This is a genomic window from Streptomyces sp. NPDC058691 (assembly GCF_042714775.1).
Lineage (GTDB): Bacteria > Actinomycetota > Actinomycetes > Streptomycetales > Streptomycetaceae > Actinacidiphila.
On the sequence record NZ_JBHXSO010000016.1, the window covers coordinates 109,814 to 126,151 of the forward strand.

The 16,338-nt window shown below is 73.0% G+C and carries 17 protein-coding genes; 5 read left to right on the top strand and 12 right to left on the bottom strand.

Features of this window, described 5'->3' with window-relative positions:
* Positions 1 to 50: 50 nt before the first annotated feature.
* From ACFWVC_RS13980 to ACFWVC_RS13990, 3 genes are all read right to left on the bottom strand, one after another.
* Positions 51 to 1,643 (bottom strand): multicopper oxidase family protein, encoded by a 1,593-nt coding sequence (locus tag ACFWVC_RS13980; RefSeq protein WP_384283961.1) that lies wholly within the window; start codon positions 1,641 to 1,643, stop codon positions 51 to 53.
* A 122-nt stretch (positions 1,644 to 1,765) separates the two neighbouring features.
* Positions 1,766 to 2,668, bottom strand: a complete 903-nt coding sequence (locus ACFWVC_RS13985) for an SDR family NAD(P)-dependent oxidoreductase (protein WP_384283963.1) — start codon at positions 2,666 to 2,668, stop codon at positions 1,766 to 1,768.
* 107 nt (positions 2,669 to 2,775) lie between these two features.
* A complete protein-coding gene (locus ACFWVC_RS13990) occupies positions 2,776 to 3,549 on the bottom strand; it encodes an SDR family oxidoreductase (RefSeq protein ID WP_384283967.1) in 774 nt (257 codons plus the stop codon).
* A 146-nt stretch (positions 3,550 to 3,695) separates the two neighbouring features.
* Between ACFWVC_RS13990 and ACFWVC_RS13995 the strand changes: the two genes are divergently transcribed.
* Positions 3,696 to 4,310, top strand: a complete 615-nt coding sequence (locus ACFWVC_RS13995; RefSeq protein WP_384283970.1) for a TetR/AcrR family transcriptional regulator — start codon at positions 3,696 to 3,698, stop codon at positions 4,308 to 4,310.
* Between the two features lie 74 nt (positions 4,311 to 4,384).
* Positions 4,385 to 4,846 (top strand): MaoC/PaaZ C-terminal domain-containing protein, encoded by a 462-nt coding sequence (locus ACFWVC_RS14000; protein ID WP_384283973.1) that lies wholly within the window; start codon positions 4,385 to 4,387, stop codon positions 4,844 to 4,846.
* On the opposite strand, the gene ACFWVC_RS14005 is transcribed toward ACFWVC_RS14000, so the two are convergent.
* Positions 4,806 to 6,080 carry an MFS transporter gene (locus ACFWVC_RS14005; RefSeq protein WP_384283977.1) on the bottom strand — a complete coding sequence of 425 codons (1,275 nt, stop codon included), beginning with the start codon at positions 6,078 to 6,080 and terminating at the stop codon, positions 4,806 to 4,808. The genes ACFWVC_RS14000 and ACFWVC_RS14005 overlap by 41 nt on opposite strands.
* A gap of 203 nt (positions 6,081 to 6,283) precedes the next feature.
* On the opposite strand from ACFWVC_RS14005, the gene ACFWVC_RS14010 reads away from it, so the two are divergent.
* Positions 6,284 to 6,577 (top strand): putative quinol monooxygenase, encoded by a 294-nt coding sequence (locus ACFWVC_RS14010; protein ID WP_384283979.1) that lies wholly within the window; start codon positions 6,284 to 6,286, stop codon positions 6,575 to 6,577.
* 10 nt (positions 6,578 to 6,587) lie between these two features.
* On the opposite strand, the gene ACFWVC_RS14015 is transcribed toward ACFWVC_RS14010, so the two are convergent.
* Positions 6,588 to 7,343, bottom strand: coding sequence for a glucose 1-dehydrogenase (locus ACFWVC_RS14015; RefSeq protein WP_384283982.1), 756 nt, complete (start codon positions 7,341 to 7,343; stop codon positions 6,588 to 6,590).
* A gap of 90 nt (positions 7,344 to 7,433) precedes the next feature.
* Entirely contained in the window at positions 7,434 to 8,054 is a 621-nt protein-coding gene (locus ACFWVC_RS14020) for a CGNR zinc finger domain-containing protein (RefSeq protein WP_384283986.1), read from the bottom strand.
* A 41-nt stretch (positions 8,055 to 8,095) separates the two neighbouring features.
* On the opposite strand from ACFWVC_RS14020, the gene ACFWVC_RS14025 reads away from it, so the two are divergent.
* Positions 8,096 to 9,328, top strand: a complete 1,233-nt coding sequence (locus tag ACFWVC_RS14025) for an MFS transporter (protein WP_384283989.1) — start codon at positions 8,096 to 8,098, stop codon at positions 9,326 to 9,328.
* Positions 9,329 to 9,356: 28 nt separating this feature from the next.
* Positions 9,357 to 10,292, top strand: a complete 936-nt coding sequence (locus tag ACFWVC_RS14030; protein WP_384283993.1) for a ketopantoate reductase family protein — start codon at positions 9,357 to 9,359, stop codon at positions 10,290 to 10,292.
* Between the two features lie 313 nt (positions 10,293 to 10,605).
* On the opposite strand, the gene ACFWVC_RS14035 is transcribed toward ACFWVC_RS14030, so the two are convergent.
* From ACFWVC_RS14035 to ACFWVC_RS14060, 6 genes are read right to left on the bottom strand one after another with little or no spacing between them, the layout of a single operon-like run.
* On the bottom strand, positions 10,606 to 11,856 hold the full coding sequence (locus tag ACFWVC_RS14035; RefSeq protein WP_384283996.1) for a cytochrome P450: 1,251 nt from the start codon (positions 11,854 to 11,856) through the stop codon (positions 10,606 to 10,608).
* Positions 11,853 to 13,118 (bottom strand): cytochrome P450, encoded by a 1,266-nt coding sequence (locus ACFWVC_RS14040; RefSeq protein WP_384284001.1) that lies wholly within the window; start codon positions 13,116 to 13,118, stop codon positions 11,853 to 11,855. The genes ACFWVC_RS14035 and ACFWVC_RS14040 overlap by 4 nt, the downstream gene beginning before the upstream one ends.
* Positions 13,115 to 13,744, bottom strand: coding sequence for an ATP/GTP-binding protein (locus tag ACFWVC_RS14045; protein ID WP_384284006.1), 630 nt, complete (start codon positions 13,742 to 13,744; stop codon positions 13,115 to 13,117). Before ACFWVC_RS14045 ends, ACFWVC_RS14040 begins: the two co-directional genes overlap by 4 nt.
* A complete protein-coding gene (locus tag ACFWVC_RS14050; protein ID WP_384284010.1) occupies positions 13,725 to 14,084 on the bottom strand; it encodes a DUF742 domain-containing protein in 360 nt (119 codons plus the stop codon). Before ACFWVC_RS14050 ends, ACFWVC_RS14045 begins: the two co-directional genes overlap by 20 nt.
* Positions 14,081 to 14,539, bottom strand: coding sequence for a roadblock/LC7 domain-containing protein (locus ACFWVC_RS14055; protein ID WP_384284014.1), 459 nt, complete (start codon positions 14,537 to 14,539; stop codon positions 14,081 to 14,083). The genes ACFWVC_RS14050 and ACFWVC_RS14055 overlap by 4 nt, the downstream gene beginning before the upstream one ends.
* A complete protein-coding gene (locus tag ACFWVC_RS14060) occupies positions 14,536 to 16,029 on the bottom strand; it encodes an ATP-binding protein (RefSeq protein WP_384284017.1) in 1,494 nt (497 codons plus the stop codon). The genes ACFWVC_RS14055 and ACFWVC_RS14060 overlap by 4 nt, the downstream gene beginning before the upstream one ends.
* Positions 16,030 to 16,338 lie beyond the last annotated feature (309 nt).

The window sequence follows — 16,338 nt, forward strand, 5'->3', positions numbered from 1 at the left end:
CGGTGCTACTCGGTGCTACTCGGCGGTGATCGGGGCGACGGGGCCGGTGACTAGTAGGTCGAGAAGTCGGCCATCATGGCCATGTCCTCGTGCTCCAGGTTGTGGCAGTGGAGCATGAAGTGGCCCGTGTAGTCGGTGAAGCGGACGGCCACGTCCACGGTCTCACCGGGCCCCATGGCGATCGTGTCCTTCCAGCCGTGGTCGAACGGCCCCGGTGCCTTGCCGTTGCGGGACACCACGCGGAAGGGGTCCAGGTGCACATGGATCGAGTGGAAGAAGACCGACTTGAAGCGCCAGATCTCGGTGGTCCCCAGTTTCGCGCGGGTCAGTGAGCGGCCCGGCCGGTAGGCCTCGCCGTTGATCGTCCAGCCGGCGCGGCCCGAGTGCCGGAACTCGAAGGTGCGGGTGGCGACGGCCTTCGCGGGGTCGAGGACGCTCTCGGCCCGCAGCGCCAGCCGGTCGGGGACGCGGGCGTCGTCGTGGACGGCACGCGTGGACGGCGAGACGTCGAAGCGCATCACGTCCGCGGTGGTCCGGCTGCCGAAGCGGTTCAGCACGCGGACCTTGGTGCCGGGCCGGTAGCGGGAGAAGTCCACGACGATGTCGAAGCGCTCACCGGGTGCCAGCCGCAGGGTGTCGTGGCGCAGCGGGCGTTCCAGCAGGCCGCCGTCGCTGCCGATCTGCACCAGGCCCTTGCCGCCGGGGGGCGGCGGGTCGAGGGCGAGCTTGAAGTAGCGGACGTTGGAGCCGTTGAGCAACCGGAGCCGGTAGCGCCCCCGTTGGACCCGGTGCACGGGCCAGGGGGCACCGTTGACGAGGATGACGTCGCCCTGCACGCCGGCGGTGTGGTTGCGCGAGACACCGGGGGAGTGCATGTTCGGGTCGCCCGGGTACATGAGCGAACCGTCCGCCTCGAAGGCCCGGTCGACGATCATGAGGGGGATGTCCCGCTCGCCGCGGGGCAGCGCGAGGGCCTCGTCCTCGTCGTCGGTGAGCAGGTGGAAACCGGCCATGCCGTGCCAGACGGCCGAACCGGTGTAGCCCATGCGGTGGTCGTGGTACCACATGGTGGACGCGCGCTGCTGCATGGGATACGTGTACGTGCGCTCGCCGTAGGCGATGTTGCCGTGCGTCTCGCCCATGTCGTCCATGCCCGCCATCGCGTCCTCGACGGACAAGCGGCTGTTGACCGGCATCGTCAGGTCGATCGGGTACCCGTCGCTGTCCTGCGGAGTGTGGCCGCCGTGCAGATGGACCACGGTCGGCTGCGACAGCTCGTTGCGGTGCCGCACGACGGTACGCCGTCCTGAGCGGGAGATGATCGTGGGCCCGGGGAAGGTGCCGTTGTACGTCCAGCAGGTGGTGCGCAGACCCGGCAGGATCTCGAGCTTCGCCTCGCGCTGCACGATCTGGAAGGTGTCGGTGCCGCCGGCCGTCTGGAGCGGGCGCGGTGCCGGGGGGATCGGCAGGGGCACCTGGTAGGGGCGGGGAAGCGGGGCCTTGCTCCGCAGGGCACCGCCCGGTGGCACGTCGGCCGGGGCCAATGCCGTGGCGCGGGTTGCCACCCCCGCCCCGATGACCGCCGCCGCACCCGTGGCGAGAAAGCGGCGCCGGTCGATACCTCGGATCACGTTGGCTCCCATCCACGCCGATTTGATCGTTTTGCGGCTTTCGTCAGCATAGGGCTGCACCGTACACACGAAAGGGTGGGACACGCGTGCCAGGGCGACACCCATGGGACCTGGCGAATAGACATATCAACGCACTAAAAGCCCCTGGTTCGCGCCGGGACCAGCAGGTCAGGCAACCCGAGACGGTGGTAGAAGCGCTCGCGGACGTGGTCGGCGACGACCGAGACGACCTCGGACCCGTCGTCGACGGGGTCGATGTGGGTGCGGAAGGGGCGGTGGCCCGCCGGCAGGCCGACCACCCGGACGATCTCCCGCGCCACGTCGGCGACATCGGCGCCCTCGGGGGTCATGGCCGCCAATGCCCTGCCGACCTGGCCGGTCATGCCCGCGTACCGCGTCTCGTACGCCTCCGCTACGGCACGGTCCGCGGCGAACCCCGCGTTGGCGAAGTGGTCGGTGCCGCTGGTGAAGGCACCGGGGACGACGATCGTCGACTCGATGCCGAACCGGGCGAGTTCGGCGGCGTAGCTCACGGCGAGCGCGTCCATGGCGGCCTTCGCCGCGAAGTACGGGGCGAGGTAGGGCGGGGTGCCGCCGCGGGTGCTGGAGGAGCCGACCCACAGCAGCAGTCCGTGGCCCTGCTCGCGCAGATGGGGCAGGGCGGCCCGGTTGACGCGCTGGGTGCCCAGCACGTTGGTGTCGTAGGCGGCGGCCAACTGCTCCGGGGTGAAGGCCTCGGCGGGACCGAGCACCATGTGGCCGGCGTTGTGGATCAGCACGTCGAGCCGCCCGGACTCCGTCAGGACGCGGGCCACGGCGCGGTCGGCGCTGTCCTGGTCGAGCACGTCGAGTTCGACCACGCGCAGGTCGATGTCCTCGCGGGCGGCGCGGTCGCGGACCTCGGCCGCGCGGTCGGCGTTGCGGCCGTCGATGTCGCGCATGCTCGCGTGGACGGTGTGGCCGGCGGCGGCCAGGGCGTGGGCGGTCAGGGCGCCGAATCCGGAACCGGCGCCGGTGATGAGGACGGTGGAGGGCATGGTGGAACGACTCCTCGGGGCGGTGGGGCCCGGCCCCGGCGGCGATGTGCCGGGGCCGGTGGGTGAGGGACGGGCGGGCGGGGGCGGGTGCGGCGGCGCGGGAGCCGTCAGATGGCTCCGCCGTTGGAGTAGAGGACCTGGCCGTTGACCCAGCGGGCGGGTCCGGCGAGGAACGAGATCGCCTCGCTGGCGTCCTCGGGGGTGCCCAGGCGTCCGAAGGGGCTGACCGAGGCGAGGCGGTCGATGGTGGCCTGGTCCTTGCCGGCCAGGAACAGCGGCGAGGAAGTCGGGCCGGGGGCGACGGCGTTGACGGTGATGTCGCGGCCGCGCAACTCGCGGGCGAGGATCAGCGTCATGGCGTCCACCGCGCCCTTGGTGGCGGCGTAGGCCGTGTAGGCCGGCAGGGCGAGCTTGGTCACGCTGGTCGAGAGGTTGATGATGGCGCCGCCGGGGCGCACGCGCCGCGCGGCCTCCCGGCTGACGACGAAGGTGCCGCGCACATTGGTGCGGTGCATGCGGTCGAAGTCGGCGAAGTCCAGCTCCAGCAGCGGGCTCACCAGCATGATCCCCGCGGTGTTCACCACCACGTCGACGCCGCCGTAGGCCTGCTCGGCCCGGTCGAACAGCGCGGCGACCTCGCTCTCGTCCGCGACGTCGGCCCGGACGGCCATCGCGGTGCCGCCGGCGGCGACGACGGTGTCGACGGCCTCCTTGGCGCGTCCCGGGTTGCCCGCGTAACCGATGACGACCTTCATGCCGTCGGCGGCCAGACGCTCGGCGGCGGCCCGGCCGATGCCGCCGGAGCCGCCGGTGACGATCGCGACCCGGTCGGTGGTGGAGGTGGCGGCCGCGGAGGTCTCGGGGGTCTCGGGGGTGGTCATGGCGGGGGGTTCCTTCCGGTCTCGGACTCCCGTGCCGGGCGGCCGCGGGAGCTCTTAATGGACGCTGAGTCCATATAAGCATGGATGTAGACGCTGCGTCCATATAAAATGTTCCCGAGACCCCCGGACCAGGGAAGAGGATCGTCATGACAGCAGCACCGGAACCCGTCCGCCGCGGACGCGGCCGCAGGCCGGCCGACGAGGTGCGCGGCGACATCCTCAAGGCGGCGGGCGAACTGCTGCTCGCCGAGGGCATGGCCGCGTTCACCATCGAGCGGGTGGCAAACGCGGCGGGCGCCAGCAAGATGACGATCTACAAGTGGTGGCCCTCCAAGGGCGCGCTCGCGCTCGACGGCTACTTCGCCGCGGTCCGCGACACCCTCGCCTTCCCCGACACCGGCGACATCGCCGCCGACCTCACCACCCAACTGCTCGCCTTCGTACGCCTGATGACCCGCACCCGCGCCGGGCGGGTCGTGGTGGAACTGGTCGGGCAGGCGCAGACCGACCCGGACCTGTCCGCGGCCTTCCGCGAGCACTACTCGGGCCCCCGGCGCGCCTTCGCCGCAGAGGCGATCGGCCGGGCGCAGCAGCGCGGCCAGATCCGCCCCGGGGTCGACCCCCAGGTGCTCGTCGACCAGTTGTGGGGCGCCTGCTACCACCGCCTGCTGATCCCCGACGAGCCCCTCACGGAGGAGTTCGCGGTCGCGCTGGTGGCCAACCTGATGACCGGGATCGGAACCCCCGCCCGCGGCGCATAGCCGCACCGTCGCCGCCCCTACGCTGAAGCACGCACCGCCACTGGACTGGACCGCCGCGAGCACCGGGAGCCGACATGCCGCTGTACTTCGAGGACTTCCACGCGGGTCAGGAGTTCACGAGCCAGGGCCGCACGCTCACCGAGTCCGACGTGGCCTCGTTCGCCGCGTGGAGCTGGGACACCAACCCCGTGCACACCGACGCCTCCTTCGCCGCGGGCACGCGCTTCGGCGAGCGCATCGCCCACGGATTGCTCGGGGTGTCCGTGGCCATGGGCCTCGCCTCACGGCTCGGCGTCTTCGAGGGCAGTTCCATCGCACTCCTCGGCATCGACGACTGGCGCTTCCGCAAGCCCCTGCTCGTCGGCGACACCGTGCGCTGCCGCGTCGGGATCCTCTCCACCCGCCTGACCGGCCGGGGCGACGCGGGCATCCTCATCCGCAGGTTCGAACTGCTCAACCAGCGCGACGAGATCGCGCAGGAGGGGAACATCGACCTCATGGTCGCTCTGCGCCCCTCCGGGGACGGGCGGCCTTGACGCCCGAGCCGGCGTCGGCGTCGGCGTTCTCGCGTCGCGGCAGCAGCGCCGGTCCCTGAAGCAGCAGCCCGAACGCGAGCAAGCCGGCCCCGAACCCGGTCAGCGCGCCCCAGCCGCCCAGGTGGTACGCGACGGAGCCGAGCTGGGACCCGAGCGCGCCGCCCACGAAGAAGACCGCGATGTAGGCGCTGTTCACGCGGGCGCGGGCGGTGGGGGCCAGTCGGTAGACCGCGTGCTGCCCGAGCACGAGCGAGGTCTGGACGGCCATGTCGATCAGCACGGCGGCCGCCGCGAGCAGCAGGATCTGGTGCCGTCCGAGACCGGCCAGGACGAACGCGAGCGCGCCGGTGCCGAATGCGGCGGCCGTCATCGGCCGGGTCAGGCCGCGGTCCGCCCAGTGGCCGGCCAGGGGCGCCACGGCCGCACCCCCTGCCCCGGCCAGCGCGAACAGGGCCACGCCGATCTGCGAGTAGTGGAACGGCGGCCCGGTGAGCACGTACGAGACGGTCGTCCAGAAGGCGCTGAACGCGCCGAACATCAGCGACTGGTAGGCCGCCCGCCGGCGCAGGACCCCGTGCCGGCGCAGCAGCCCCGCGGTCGAGCGCAGCAGCCGCCCGTACGGCAGTGTGGCCGTCGGCGGGTGGACGGGGAGCGCCCGGTGCAGCGCCACGGCGAGGACGGCCATCAGCCCCGCCGAGACCAGGTACACCACGCGCCATCCCGCGGCCTCGGTGATCAGGCTGCTCAAGGTCCGGGAGAGCAGGATGCCGGTCAGCAGCCCGCTCATCACCCGGCCCACGACGCGCCCGCGCAGATGGTCCGGGGCGAGTCCGGCGGCGAAGGGCACCAGGATCTGGGCGACGACGGACACCGCGCCGGCGACCAGCAGTGCCGCGGCCAGTACCCCGAAGCCGGGCGCGGTCCCGGCGGCGAGGCACGCCGCCGTCGCGACCGCCAGCAGGACCGTCGTCAGCCGCCGGTTCTCGACCCGGTCGCCGAGCGGTACCAGGAAGATCATGCCGGCCGCGTAGCCGACCTGGCCGACCGTGACCAGCGTGCCGGCCGTCAGTTCGCTGATCCCGAGGGACTGCCGCAGTACGGCCAGCAGCGGCTGCGCGTAGTAGAGATTGGCGACCGTCAGCCCGCACGCGACCGCCAGGAGGAGGACGAGCCAGCCGGGCGGGCCGGACTGGCGGGACTGGCGGGACTGGCCGGATCGGTCGGTGAGGGGCATCGGGACCTGGGCGGTGAGCGGGCGGCTGAGGAACTGCGGACGATAGGTGTAACAACCACATGCCCGTGGAACTGCCCAGTGACCCCTCCCCGGTGATGATGGAGGGACGCGGTGCCGGTTTTCTCGGATTCCCCGGTCCATCCGGTCCATCCGGTCCCCCCCCCGGCCCTCCGTTCCGGCCGCCCGTCAAGGAAGGTGCCCCGATGCCCGAGTTGCAGGTGATCGCCCGCTACAGCGTCTCCGAGGGCAAGGAGGACGAGGTGTTCGGCCTGCTCCCCAGACTGGCCGAGGCGAGCCGTGCCGAGCCGGGCAACATCTCCTTCGAGGTCTTCCACGCGCTCGGCGACGCGCGGGACGTCGTCCTCCTGGAGCGCTACGACTCCCCGCGGGCCTTCGCGGCCCACCGCGAGTCTCTGCACTTCAAGGACCTGGTCCTCAGGCGGATCGCCCCGCTGCTGGACAGCCGGGTGGTCACGACCTACGAGGCCGACGCATAGCCCGGTCCCGTCAGGTCTGGAACTGGTTGACCCCGCCGTCCACGTAGATCTCGCCGCCGGTGGTGAAGGAGCTGCGGTCGGACGCGAGGAAGAGCACCGCCTCCGCCACCTCCTCGGGCCGGCCGAGCCGCCCGAGGGGGATGCCGGAGGCCAGAGCGGACTTGAAGGCGTCCTTCGCGGCCGGATCCGGCGCCAGGCCCTCGATGCCGGGGGTGTCGACCGGGCCGGGGCTGACCGCGTTGACCCGGACGCCGCGGTGGCGCAGTTCGTTGGCCAGGGAGCGGGTGAGAGTGCGCAGCGCGCCCTTGGTGGCGGAGTAGACGCTCAGGCCCTCCTTGGCCGCGGTCTGCTCGGTGGAGGCGTTGATGACGATCGACGCCCCTTCGGCGAGCAGGGGCAGCGCCTTCTGGACGGTGAAGAACGCGCCCTTGACGTTGGCGGCGAAGGTCGCGTCGAAGTACTCCTCGGTGACGTCCTCCAGCAGGAGCCTTTGCCCGGCGCCCGCGTTGGCGAAGACGACGTCCACCTGCCGGCCGTGTTCTGCCACGGTCGCGTACAGCCGGTCGAGGTCGGCGAGATCGGAGACGTCGCCCCGGACGCCCACGGTGTCGCCGCCGATCGCGGCGACGGCGGCGTCGAGCGACTCCTGACGCCGGCCGGTGACGAAGACGAGGGCGCCCTCCTCGGCGAACCGCCGCGCCGTCGCCAGGCCGATACCCGTTGTGCCGCCGGTGACGATCGCCGTCTTGCCGGTGAGTTCTCCCATGGCTCGCTCCCGTCCGCTCCAGGTGTCCGGGTCGTGTACCGCCCTCCCATCGTGGCAGCGGGGGGCGCGGACCGGCGACCGCGGCGCACGTCAGGGCCGGACGGCGCGACGGCGGTGGCGGGCCGCCTTGGCGCTGTTCCCGCACCGCTCCATGGAGCACCACTTGCGCGGCCTGCCGGTGCCGGGACCGGTGTCGAGGTAGACCATCCGGCAGATCTCCGCGTCGCAGGTGCGCAGCAGGGCCCGGGTGCGGGGATCGGTCATGACCGCGATCAGATCCCGGGCCACCGCGGACAGCAGCTCGGCGGACGTCAGGTGGGGAACGGGGCCGTGCTTGAGCCGTCCTTGGGCGTCGGTCCGCAGCCGGGGTGCGGGCGGGGCGACCCGCGCGAGCGTGTTGAGCAGGTCCACGGAGCCCGGTCGCGGGGCGTGGCCGCTCAGGTGGGCCGCGACGACGTCGTAGGCGGCGTCGCGCAGCTCGCGCAGCGCGGCCAGGAGCGCGGCCGGGTCCTCCTCGGCCCGCGGGACGAGTCCGACGCCCGCGCACCACTCGCTCAGGCGCTCGGGCCCGTCCAGGCGTTCGATGGGCGTGCTGGGCCTGCGGCCGACGGTGGCGACGAGGTCGAGGGACAGCGAGCCGGCGTCGAAGCGCAGGGACCGGGCCTTGGCCGAGATCCGGGTCCGCGGGGTGGCCGGGGCTTCCTCGCTCATGCGACGATAGTAACCAGAAAAACGGTTATCAAGGATGGACGATGCGACCCTGGATGCGCGCGGCCTCGGCGATGTTCGTCGTCGGCTGGGGCGCGAACCAGTTCTCGCCGCTGCTCCTGGTCTACCGCGCCGACGACGGTGTGCCGGGGAGCGTGGTCACCACCGCGTTCGCGGCCTACGCCGTCGGGCTGATCCCCGCGCTGCTGCTGGGGGCGCGCTTCGCGCAGCGGTACGGGCGACGGCACGTGATGTGCGCCGCCCTGCTCCTGTCGGCCGCCGCCTCGGCCGTGCTCCTGGTGGGCGGCGACCGGTTCTGGGCGCTGATGCTGGGGCGGCTGGTCGCCGGCGTCGCGTCCGGCGCGGCTTTCGGACCGGGCACGGCGTGGATCAAGGACTTGTCGGCGGACGCGGGTCCCGGTGCGGGCGCGCGGCGCGCCGCCGTCGCGCTGTCGGCGGGCTTCGGCGGCGGCCCGCTGGTGGCGGGCGTCCTGGCCCAATGGCTGACCGCACCCGAGGTGCTGCCCTACCTCGTGCACCTGTGCCTGACGGCGGCCGTGACACCGCTGGTGTGGCACGCGCCCGATCCCGCCGATCCCGCCACGAGTGGCGCGAGTGGCGCGCCCGCCGCGGGTGCCCCGTCGCAGGCGCGTCCCCGGCTGCGGGCGGCGCTGCGGCAGCGGGAGTTCCGCTGGGAAGTGGTCCCCTCGGCGCCGCTGGTCTTCGGCGCGCCCACCACGAGCTTCGCCGTGCTGCCCGCTCTCGTCCCCCTGCACGGCCCGGACATCGCGGCCGGCGGCGGCATCGCCGGGCTCACCCTCCTCGCCGGACTGCTCGTCCAGCCGCTGGCCCGGCGGCTGTCCCGGCGCGGTTCCCACGTGACCCGCCACTGCGGCCTTGCCGCCGCGGCCGTCGGATTCCTGCTCGCCGCGGCGGCCGTCCGGCTGGCGGAACCCGGCGTACTGATCCCCGCCGCGGTGGCCCTCGGGGCCTGCTACGGGATGCTTCTGGTGGCCGGGCTCAGCCAGTTGGAGGCCTGGGCGGCGCCGCGCGACCTCGCGGGCGCCGCGGCGGTCTTCTACTGCCTGGCCTACCTCGGTTTCGTCACGCCGCTCGTCGTGACCGCGCTGCGCGGAGTCCTGCCGCCCGCGCCCCTGTTCGTCTGCGCCGCCGCCACGGCGGCGCTCCTCATACCGGCGACCGCCCTGCTGCACCGGGCGGCGCGCGGGCATCCCCGTCATACCGGCGGCACCGGCAGTACCGGTGCTGCCGGCTGAATCACCTTGACCGGAAGGAAAGCACGTCATGCGGATCGTGGTTGTGGGAGCGGGCGGCGTCGGAGGCTACTTCGGCGCCCGGCTGGCCGAGACGGGCCACGAGGTCACCTTCGTGGCGCGCGGGCGGCACCTGGCGGCCATCCGGGAACGCGGCGCGCTGCTGGTGCGCAGCCCTCGGGGGGATGCCCGCGTCGACGCCGGGCACTTCGTCGAGTCCCCGGCCGACGTGCGGGAGGCCGATGTCGTCCTGATCGCCGTGAAGCTCTGGGACACCGAGGACGTCGCGGCCGGGCTGCGGCACCTGACCGACCGCGGCGCCCGTGTGATCTCCCTCCAGAACGGCGTGGAGAAGGACACCGTGCTGCGCCGCCACCTGCCGGACGACGCCGTGTGGGGCGGCGTCTGCTACATCGCGGCGGTCATCGAGGAGCCCGGTGTCGTCGTGCACCGCGGGCAGTTGCAGCGGATCGTCCTCGGCGCCTACGCCGGGCGGCCGGCGGGCGGCGTGGCGGAGTTCCACGAGGCGTGCGTGAAGGCCGGCATCGACGCGGAGGTCAGCGCGGACATCGCGCGGACGGTCTGGGAGAAGTACGTGTTCCTCACGGGGCTGTCCGCGACGACGACCGCCGTGCGGCAGCCGGTCGGCGTCATCCGCGGCAACCCCGCCACGCGGGAGTTGCTGCGCGAGGTGATGGCCGAGGCCGTCGCCGTCGGGCGCGCCTCGGGCGTGGACCTCGACGAGGCGTTCGCCGACGGGCAGATGGCGGCCGTCGATTCCCTGCCGGCCGGCATGACCTCGTCCATGGCCCACGACCTGGAGCGCGGCAACCGGCTCGAACTGCCGTGGCTCAGCGGGGGAGTCGTCTCCCTCGGACGGGAACTGGGCGTCCCCACACCCCGCAACCGGACCGTGGCCGACGTCCTCGCCCCGTACGAGCTCGGCCGCCCGGCCCCGAACGCCTGAGCGCAGGCCCGAGCCGATTCGTGTGGGGGGCCGTACCGCGCACGACCGGCCCGGTGCGGGCGCTTCTGCTTGCCCCGTCGGGCCGGGTGGGCGCCGCATCGGGGTTAGGCCTGACGTGGGCGTATCCGGTTGCCCTGCCGGGCGGGCCGGCAGGTCGCCGTCAGGGCCGTTTCGGGGACGGCTGGATGCCGTCAGGATCGCGTACCCGTCCGCATGCCCGCGCCGGACGGTGAGTCGCGGGCGCGGAGCGCGCCGCGCCGGCGGTCCGCCGCGTGCGGGATGTACCCCGCGCGCGGCGGCCGTGGCCGAACCGTCAGCCGGCGACGCGGACGGGGAGTTCGTACAGGTCGTTCTGGGTGACGACGGGCTTGTTGCGCAGCTCCGAGGCCGGGACGGCCAGGGCCAGACCGGGGAAGCGCGCGAACAGGGCCGGGAGCGCCACGCTCGCCTCCAGGCGGGACAGGGCCGCGCCGGGGCAGACGTGCGGGCCGTGGCCGAAGGCGATGTGCCGGATCGGCTCCCGCGTGATGTCGAACGAGCCCGCCGTCGGCCCGTGCTGCGTCTCGTCGCCGCCGATGGCCGCGTACGAGACGATCAGCGCCTCGCCCTTGGCGATGACCTTGTCGCCGACCGGGACGTCCTCGGTGGCGAAGCGGATCAGCACGTGCGAGGTCGGCGTGGAGTGGCGCAGCGTCTCCTCGACCACGGCCTCCCACGCCACCTTGCCCGCCAGGACGAGCGCGAGCTGGTCCGGGTGGGTCAGCAGGTTGACCACCGCGTTGACGATCAGCGAGATCGTCGTCTCGTGACCCGCGGCGATCATGAGCTGCAGCGTGCTCTGGATCTCCGCGTCGGTCAGGTGGTCCCCGTCCTCCGAGGCCGTGATCAGGGCGCTCGTCAGGTCGTCGCCCGGCTCGGCGCGGCGGGCCGCGACCGTGCCGCCCATCATCTCCGCCAGCTCGCCCAGGGTGGCGAGCACCTCCTCGGGCGGCGTCTGCGTCGAGAAGAACTTCTCGAACAGCACCTTCAGCCGGGGCAGATGGGCCTCGTCGATGCCCATCAGCTCCTGCACGACGTACATCGGCAGCGGGTACGCGAACTCGGCCTTCAGGTCGATGACTTCGGCGTCCTGAGCGGCCTTGGCCACCCGGTCCAGCAGACCGGCGGTCAGCTCCTCGATGCGCTCGCGCATGCGCTCGACCCGGCGGGGGGTGAGCGCCTGGGCGACCAGCGCGCGCAGCCGGCGGTGGTCCGTGCCGTCCACCGTGAGCATCGAACGGCCGGGGTTGGCCAGGCCGATGAGAGCCCAGTCGGCCGGTATCTCACCGCGGGTGAACGCGTCCCAGTGGGCGATGTCCTTCACCAGCCGCGGGTCGGTGAGCAGCGCTCGGGCCTCCGCGTGGTGCGTGACGGCCCACACGGGCACGCCGCCCGGCAGCTCGACCGCGGCGAGCGGGCCCGCGTCGCGCAGCAGCGCGCTCTCCGCGGCCAGGTCCTGGACCAGGGGGTCGAGCACGATGCGCGCGCCGTCGAGGGCGCTCGCTCCGGTGACGGGGCATTTCATGGACGGTCTCCAAGGGCCGGAGTGGGAGTGAAGCGCACGGGGAGTCGGGTCATTCCCCGCAGCCAGGGGGACGCACGCCGCACCAGGGTCTCCGGCGCGACGGCGAGGTCGATGTCGGGCAGCCGGTCGAGCAGCACCTCGATCCCGGTACGGGCGATCACCTCGGCGATCTCCTGGGCCGGGAACGGGCAGCGGTGCTCGCCGTGCCCGAAGGAGAAGAAGGCGTTGTTGCCGTGGGTCGGGCCGCCTCCCTCCAGATGCACCTGGGGGTCGGCGTTGGCCGCCGCGAAGCCGAGGATCAGCAGGTCGCCGGCGCGGATCTGACGGCCGCCCACCCGCGTGTCGCGCGAGGCCCACCGCCCGGCGATGTTCTGCGTGGGCGTGTCCTCCCACAGCACCTCGTTCATGGCCTGGCCCACGCTGTGCCGGCCGCCGGAGAACGACGCGGCGAAGCGGTCGTCGGTCAGCATCAGCCGCAGCGAGTTGCCGATCCAGTCCGCGGTCGGCTGGTGGCCCGCGACCGTCATCACCATCATGTCCTGGACGATCTCGTCGTCCGAGAAGTCGTACCGGTCGGCGAGCATGCGGGAGACGACGTCGGGGCCGGGCCGCTCCTTCTTCAGCTCCAGCAACTCGGCCATGGCGGTGAAGACATGGGTCTGCCCCGCGATCGCGTCCTCGGTGCTGTCGACCAGGTCGTTGATCGCCTTGACCAGCGCCGGGCCCTGTTCGTCGGTGAAGCCGTAGAGGCGGGCCAGCACGCGCACCGGCAGCAGCATGGCGAACTCGGCGAGCAGATCGGCCCGGCCGCGTGCGCAGAAGGAGTCGATGAGCCGGTCGGCGTACCGTTCGGCGGTGCGGCGCAGCTCGAAGGGGTCGACCGCCTCCATGGCGTGGCTCATCATCGCGGCACGCTGCCGGTGTCGTTCGCCGACCGTGTAGAGGATCGACGGCTGCTTGCGGCCGATCATCGGCAGCAGCGGCCAGTCGCCCGGGATGCGGTCCCACTGGTTCCACAGGTCGGAGTCGCGGCTGAACAGCACCGGATCGTTGGTGACGTGCAGCAGTTCCCGGTAGCCCAGCACGAGCCAGGCCGGCACGTCGCCGTCGAGCAGGACGGGGGCGACCGCGCCGTGGTCGCGCCGCAACTCCCGGTAGAGCTCGGCGGGTTCGACGTGGAAGCGAGGGCCGCTGAACGGCACGGCACCCGCGAACGCGTCCCCGGTGGTCGATGGCGCGGTGGTCGAAGGCTCGGTGGTCACGGTGCGGTCGTCTCCCGGGCACGCGGACTGGCGGCGGAAAGGGTGTGCAGATGCCGGACGAGCGTGATCAGCACATCCTTGGAGGACTGGCGCGAGCGCGCGTCGCACTCGATCAGCGGGATGCCGTCCGCGAGCGACAGCGCGTCCCGCACCTGCTCCTCGGTGTGCCGGGGGCCGCCGAAGTCGTTGCGGGCCACCACGAAGGGCGTCCCGTGGTGCTCCAGGCGGTCGATGGCGTACCAGGAGTCGTCCAGCCGGCGGGTGTCGACCAGGACGACGGCGCCGAGGGTGCCGCTGAACAGCCGGTCCCACAGGAACCAGAAGCGCTGCTGCCCGGGCGCGCCGAACAGGTACAGCACGTTGCGGCGGTCCAGACTGATCCGGCCGAAGTCGAAGGCCACGGTCGTGGAGGTCTTCGCCTGGACGCCGGCGAGGTCGTCCACGCTCTCGCCGGCCTGCGTCATCGTCTCCTCGGTGTTCAGCGGGCGGATCTCGCTGACCGAGCGGACCATGGTCGTCTTGCCCACGCCGAACCCGCCCGTGATCACGATCTTCAGCCCGTTGTCGGCGGTGGCGCTGAGCGGCCGCCGGAACGGCGGACTGGGGTCAGAGGTTGCGTAGTCCAACGAGCACCTGCTCCAGGATCTCGGGGTCCGGCAGTTGGGCCGCCGTACGGGCGGTTCGGGGGTGGCGGGCGCTGATCCTGCCGGTCTCCAGCAGGTCGCCGAGCAGGACCTTGGTGATGCCGACCGGCAGCGCGAGGTCGGCGGCGAGTTCCACCACCGCCGTCGGCTGCCGGCACACGCGCAGGATCAGCTGGTGCTCCGACTGCATCCCGGGAGCGGGATCGCACTCGGCGACCACCAGGGTCACCAGGTCGAACACGTCCGAATCGGGCCGGCTGCGTCCTCCGGTGAGGGTGTAGAGCCGGTCCGGATCGTCGTCCCGGCCCGGGCGAGGGGTCATCCGCTGTCGCCGTCGGCGGCGCCGACCTCGCGGGGCGGCGCGCTCAGGTGCTCCCCGAGCTGCTCCACCAGCTCGCTCATGTTGTGGCCGATCACACCGACGTCGGAGTCCTCGCGGGCGACGACGGCCAGGTGGGCGCCGTCGCCGGCCTCCACGATGAACAGGATGCCGCCGTAGAACTCGGCCATGGCCTGGCGGACTCCGCCGCTGCCGTCGCCGAACTCGACGGACGCGCCCTGCGACAGGCTCTGGATGCCGGCGGAGATCGCCGCGAGCTGGTCCGCCTGGTCGACGGAGAGCTCGGGGGTGCGGCACAGCTTGAGTCCGTCACGGGACAGGACCAGGGCGTGGCGGGCGCCGGGCGTCCGCTCGAGCAGGTTCTCCAGCAGCCAGTTGAGTCTCTCGTCGGTGCTGGTGCTGCTGCCGTGGGTGCTGCCGGCTGCGGGTGCGGTCATCGGGAGTCGCTTTCTGGGTCCGGCGCGGTCTGCTCGTGGGGGGCCGCGGAGGGGGCTGATGCCGGGGAGGGCTTGCGCTTGAGGGCTCCCCGGAAGGTGCTGAAGCGTGCGGCGCGTGCGGCCGGTGTGTCGTCGTCGCGGGAGGCGGACCGCCGGGTGACGACGGCCGGCTCGGCACGGCGTGCGGCGGCCAGGGTGCGGCCGCGGCGGCGCTTGGGCAGGCCGCTCTCTCCGTACTCGGGTGACTCGGCGGCGATCCCGGTCACCACGGCGGGCTCCGACGCCTCGCCGGCCCCGGCCGTCGGGACCGGGTCCGGGTCCGGGCGGGGTGCGACGGGCAGCGGGTCGGGGAGCAGGATCTCGACGGACTCGGCGTCCGCGGTGCCGCCCGCGCGCGGACGGGTGATCAGCTCTTGAGGGACCATCACCACCACGCCGGTGCCACCGCGCGCCGAGGGCCGGAACGACACCTTCAGCCCGTACTTGCGGGCGAGCAGGCCGACCACCACGAGCCCGAGGCGGGTGCCCGACAGGCCCGTGAGGTCCCAGCCGCTCGCGGCGACCGCGCTCTCGGCGCGGCGCAGCGCCAGCTCGCCCATCACCAGTCCGCTGTCCTCGATGGTGATGACCGCGCCCGCGGGCACCTCCTCGACGTACACGTGGACCTCGGCGGTCGGCGGCGAGAAGTTGGCGGCGTTGTCCATGAGTTCGGCCAGGGCGTGCATCACGCCCTCGGCCGCGTGCCCGACGATCGCCACCTCGCTGGTGGAGTGCAGCCGCACGCGCTGGTAGCCGCTGATGCGGCCCATCGCGCCGCGCAGGATCGACTCCATCCGGATCGGCTTGGCCCACCGGCGTCCCGAACGAGCCCCGGCGAGGACGGCGATGCTGTCGGCGAGCCGGCCGGCCTGCGCCGTGCGGTGGTCGAGGTGGAGGAGGTCGCCGAGGACCGCGGGGTCGCTGTGCCGGTGCTCCATCTCCCGCAGGTCGGCCAGCATGCTGGTGGTCAGGGCCTGCATACGTCCGGCGGCGTTGGAGCCCGCGGACATGGCCGCGGCGCGGCGGGACTCGCTGGTGGCCAGTGCCTCGGCGACCAGGGCGAGCGACCGGCGCCGGCCGTCGTCCAGGGGGACGGTCACCGCGGCGAGAGCGGAGCCCGCGGAGTCGCCGTGCGTCAGCCGGTCGATCAGGGCGGGCAGTAGTTCGTCGGCGAACCGGGCCGCGTCCGCTTCCTCTTGGGCGAGGTGCTCCTCCAGACGGCGGGCCCGCCACGAACTCGTCGCCGCCACGACGGCGGCCGCGGCGAGGAGTACGACCCCGGCCGTGGCGCCGACCGCCGCGGGCACGCGCGCGCCGTCGGCGGCGGACACCAGCCACACTCCCGCGGATCCGGTGACGACCACCGGGGCGGCGACGGTCCGGGCCAGGTACGGGAGCGGCGGACGCGGCGGTTCTGGCGCTGCTGCGGCGGGCGCGGTGTGCGCTGTCATGGATCGGTGACCTCGGGGCCGTGCGGACGGACGGGGTGTGAGGGGTCTGGGGAGGTGAGGGGAGGTAAGGGGAGGTGGCGTCACAAAAGAACACGCGACCCGTCCGGCGGAGGCCGGGGGCGCGTGAACTCCGGGTCACTATATGCGAGTTCCTGACCGCGGGTGATCGCTCAGGCGGTTACTTCTGTTCGCTGATGAGGTTTCGCGGGGATGTGGGCCTGATGACCGGCCAGGAGCCGGGTGGGGGGCGGTGTCCGGGGTGCTCCGAGATGTCCGGTGCAAGATCACTGCGGGTGGTTCCGTGTCACT

What these genes read in the sequence shown, in the direction of transcription:
- ACFWVC_RS13995 (WP_384283970.1), top strand. Translation starts at nt 3,696, where the DNA reads ATGACAGCAGCACCGGAACCCGTCCGCCGCGGACGCGGCCGCAGGCCG.
- ACFWVC_RS14050 (WP_384284010.1), bottom strand. Translation starts at nt 14,084, where the DNA reads ATGACCCCTCGCCCGGGCCGGGACGACGATCCGGACCGGCTCTACACC.
- ACFWVC_RS14060 (WP_384284017.1), bottom strand. Translation starts at nt 16,029, where the DNA reads ATGACAGCGCACACCGCGCCCGCCGCAGCAGCGCCAGAACCGCCGCGT.
- ACFWVC_RS14030 (WP_384283993.1), top strand. Translation starts at nt 9,357, where the DNA reads ATGCGGATCGTGGTTGTGGGAGCGGGCGGCGTCGGAGGCTACTTCGGC.
- ACFWVC_RS14010 (WP_384283979.1), top strand. Translation starts at nt 6,284, where the DNA reads ATGCCCGAGTTGCAGGTGATCGCCCGCTACAGCGTCTCCGAGGGCAAG.
- ACFWVC_RS14025 (WP_384283989.1), top strand. Translation starts at nt 8,096, where the DNA reads ATGCGACCCTGGATGCGCGCGGCCTCGGCGATGTTCGTCGTCGGCTGG.
- ACFWVC_RS14055 (WP_384284014.1), bottom strand. Translation starts at nt 14,539, where the DNA reads ATGACCGCACCCGCAGCCGGCAGCACCCACGGCAGCAGCACCAGCACC.
- ACFWVC_RS13985 (WP_384283963.1), bottom strand. Translation starts at nt 2,668, where the DNA reads ATGCCCTCCACCGTCCTCATCACCGGCGCCGGTTCCGGATTCGGCGCC.
- ACFWVC_RS14035 (WP_384283996.1), bottom strand. Translation starts at nt 11,856, where the DNA reads ATGAAATGCCCCGTCACCGGAGCGAGCGCCCTCGACGGCGCGCGCATC.
- ACFWVC_RS14005 (WP_384283977.1), bottom strand. Translation starts at nt 6,080, where the DNA reads ATGCCCCTCACCGACCGATCCGGCCAGTCCCGCCAGTCCCGCCAGTCC.
- ACFWVC_RS14020 (WP_384283986.1), bottom strand. Translation starts at nt 8,054, where the DNA reads ATGAGCGAGGAAGCCCCGGCCACCCCGCGGACCCGGATCTCGGCCAAG.
- ACFWVC_RS13980 (WP_384283961.1), bottom strand. Translation starts at nt 1,643, where the DNA reads ATGGGAGCCAACGTGATCCGAGGTATCGACCGGCGCCGCTTTCTCGCC.
- ACFWVC_RS14000 (WP_384283973.1), top strand. Translation starts at nt 4,385, where the DNA reads ATGCCGCTGTACTTCGAGGACTTCCACGCGGGTCAGGAGTTCACGAGC.
- ACFWVC_RS14015 (WP_384283982.1), bottom strand. Translation starts at nt 7,343, where the DNA reads ATGGGAGAACTCACCGGCAAGACGGCGATCGTCACCGGCGGCACAACG.
- ACFWVC_RS13990 (WP_384283967.1), bottom strand. Translation starts at nt 3,549, where the DNA reads ATGACCACCCCCGAGACCCCCGAGACCTCCGCGGCCGCCACCTCCACC.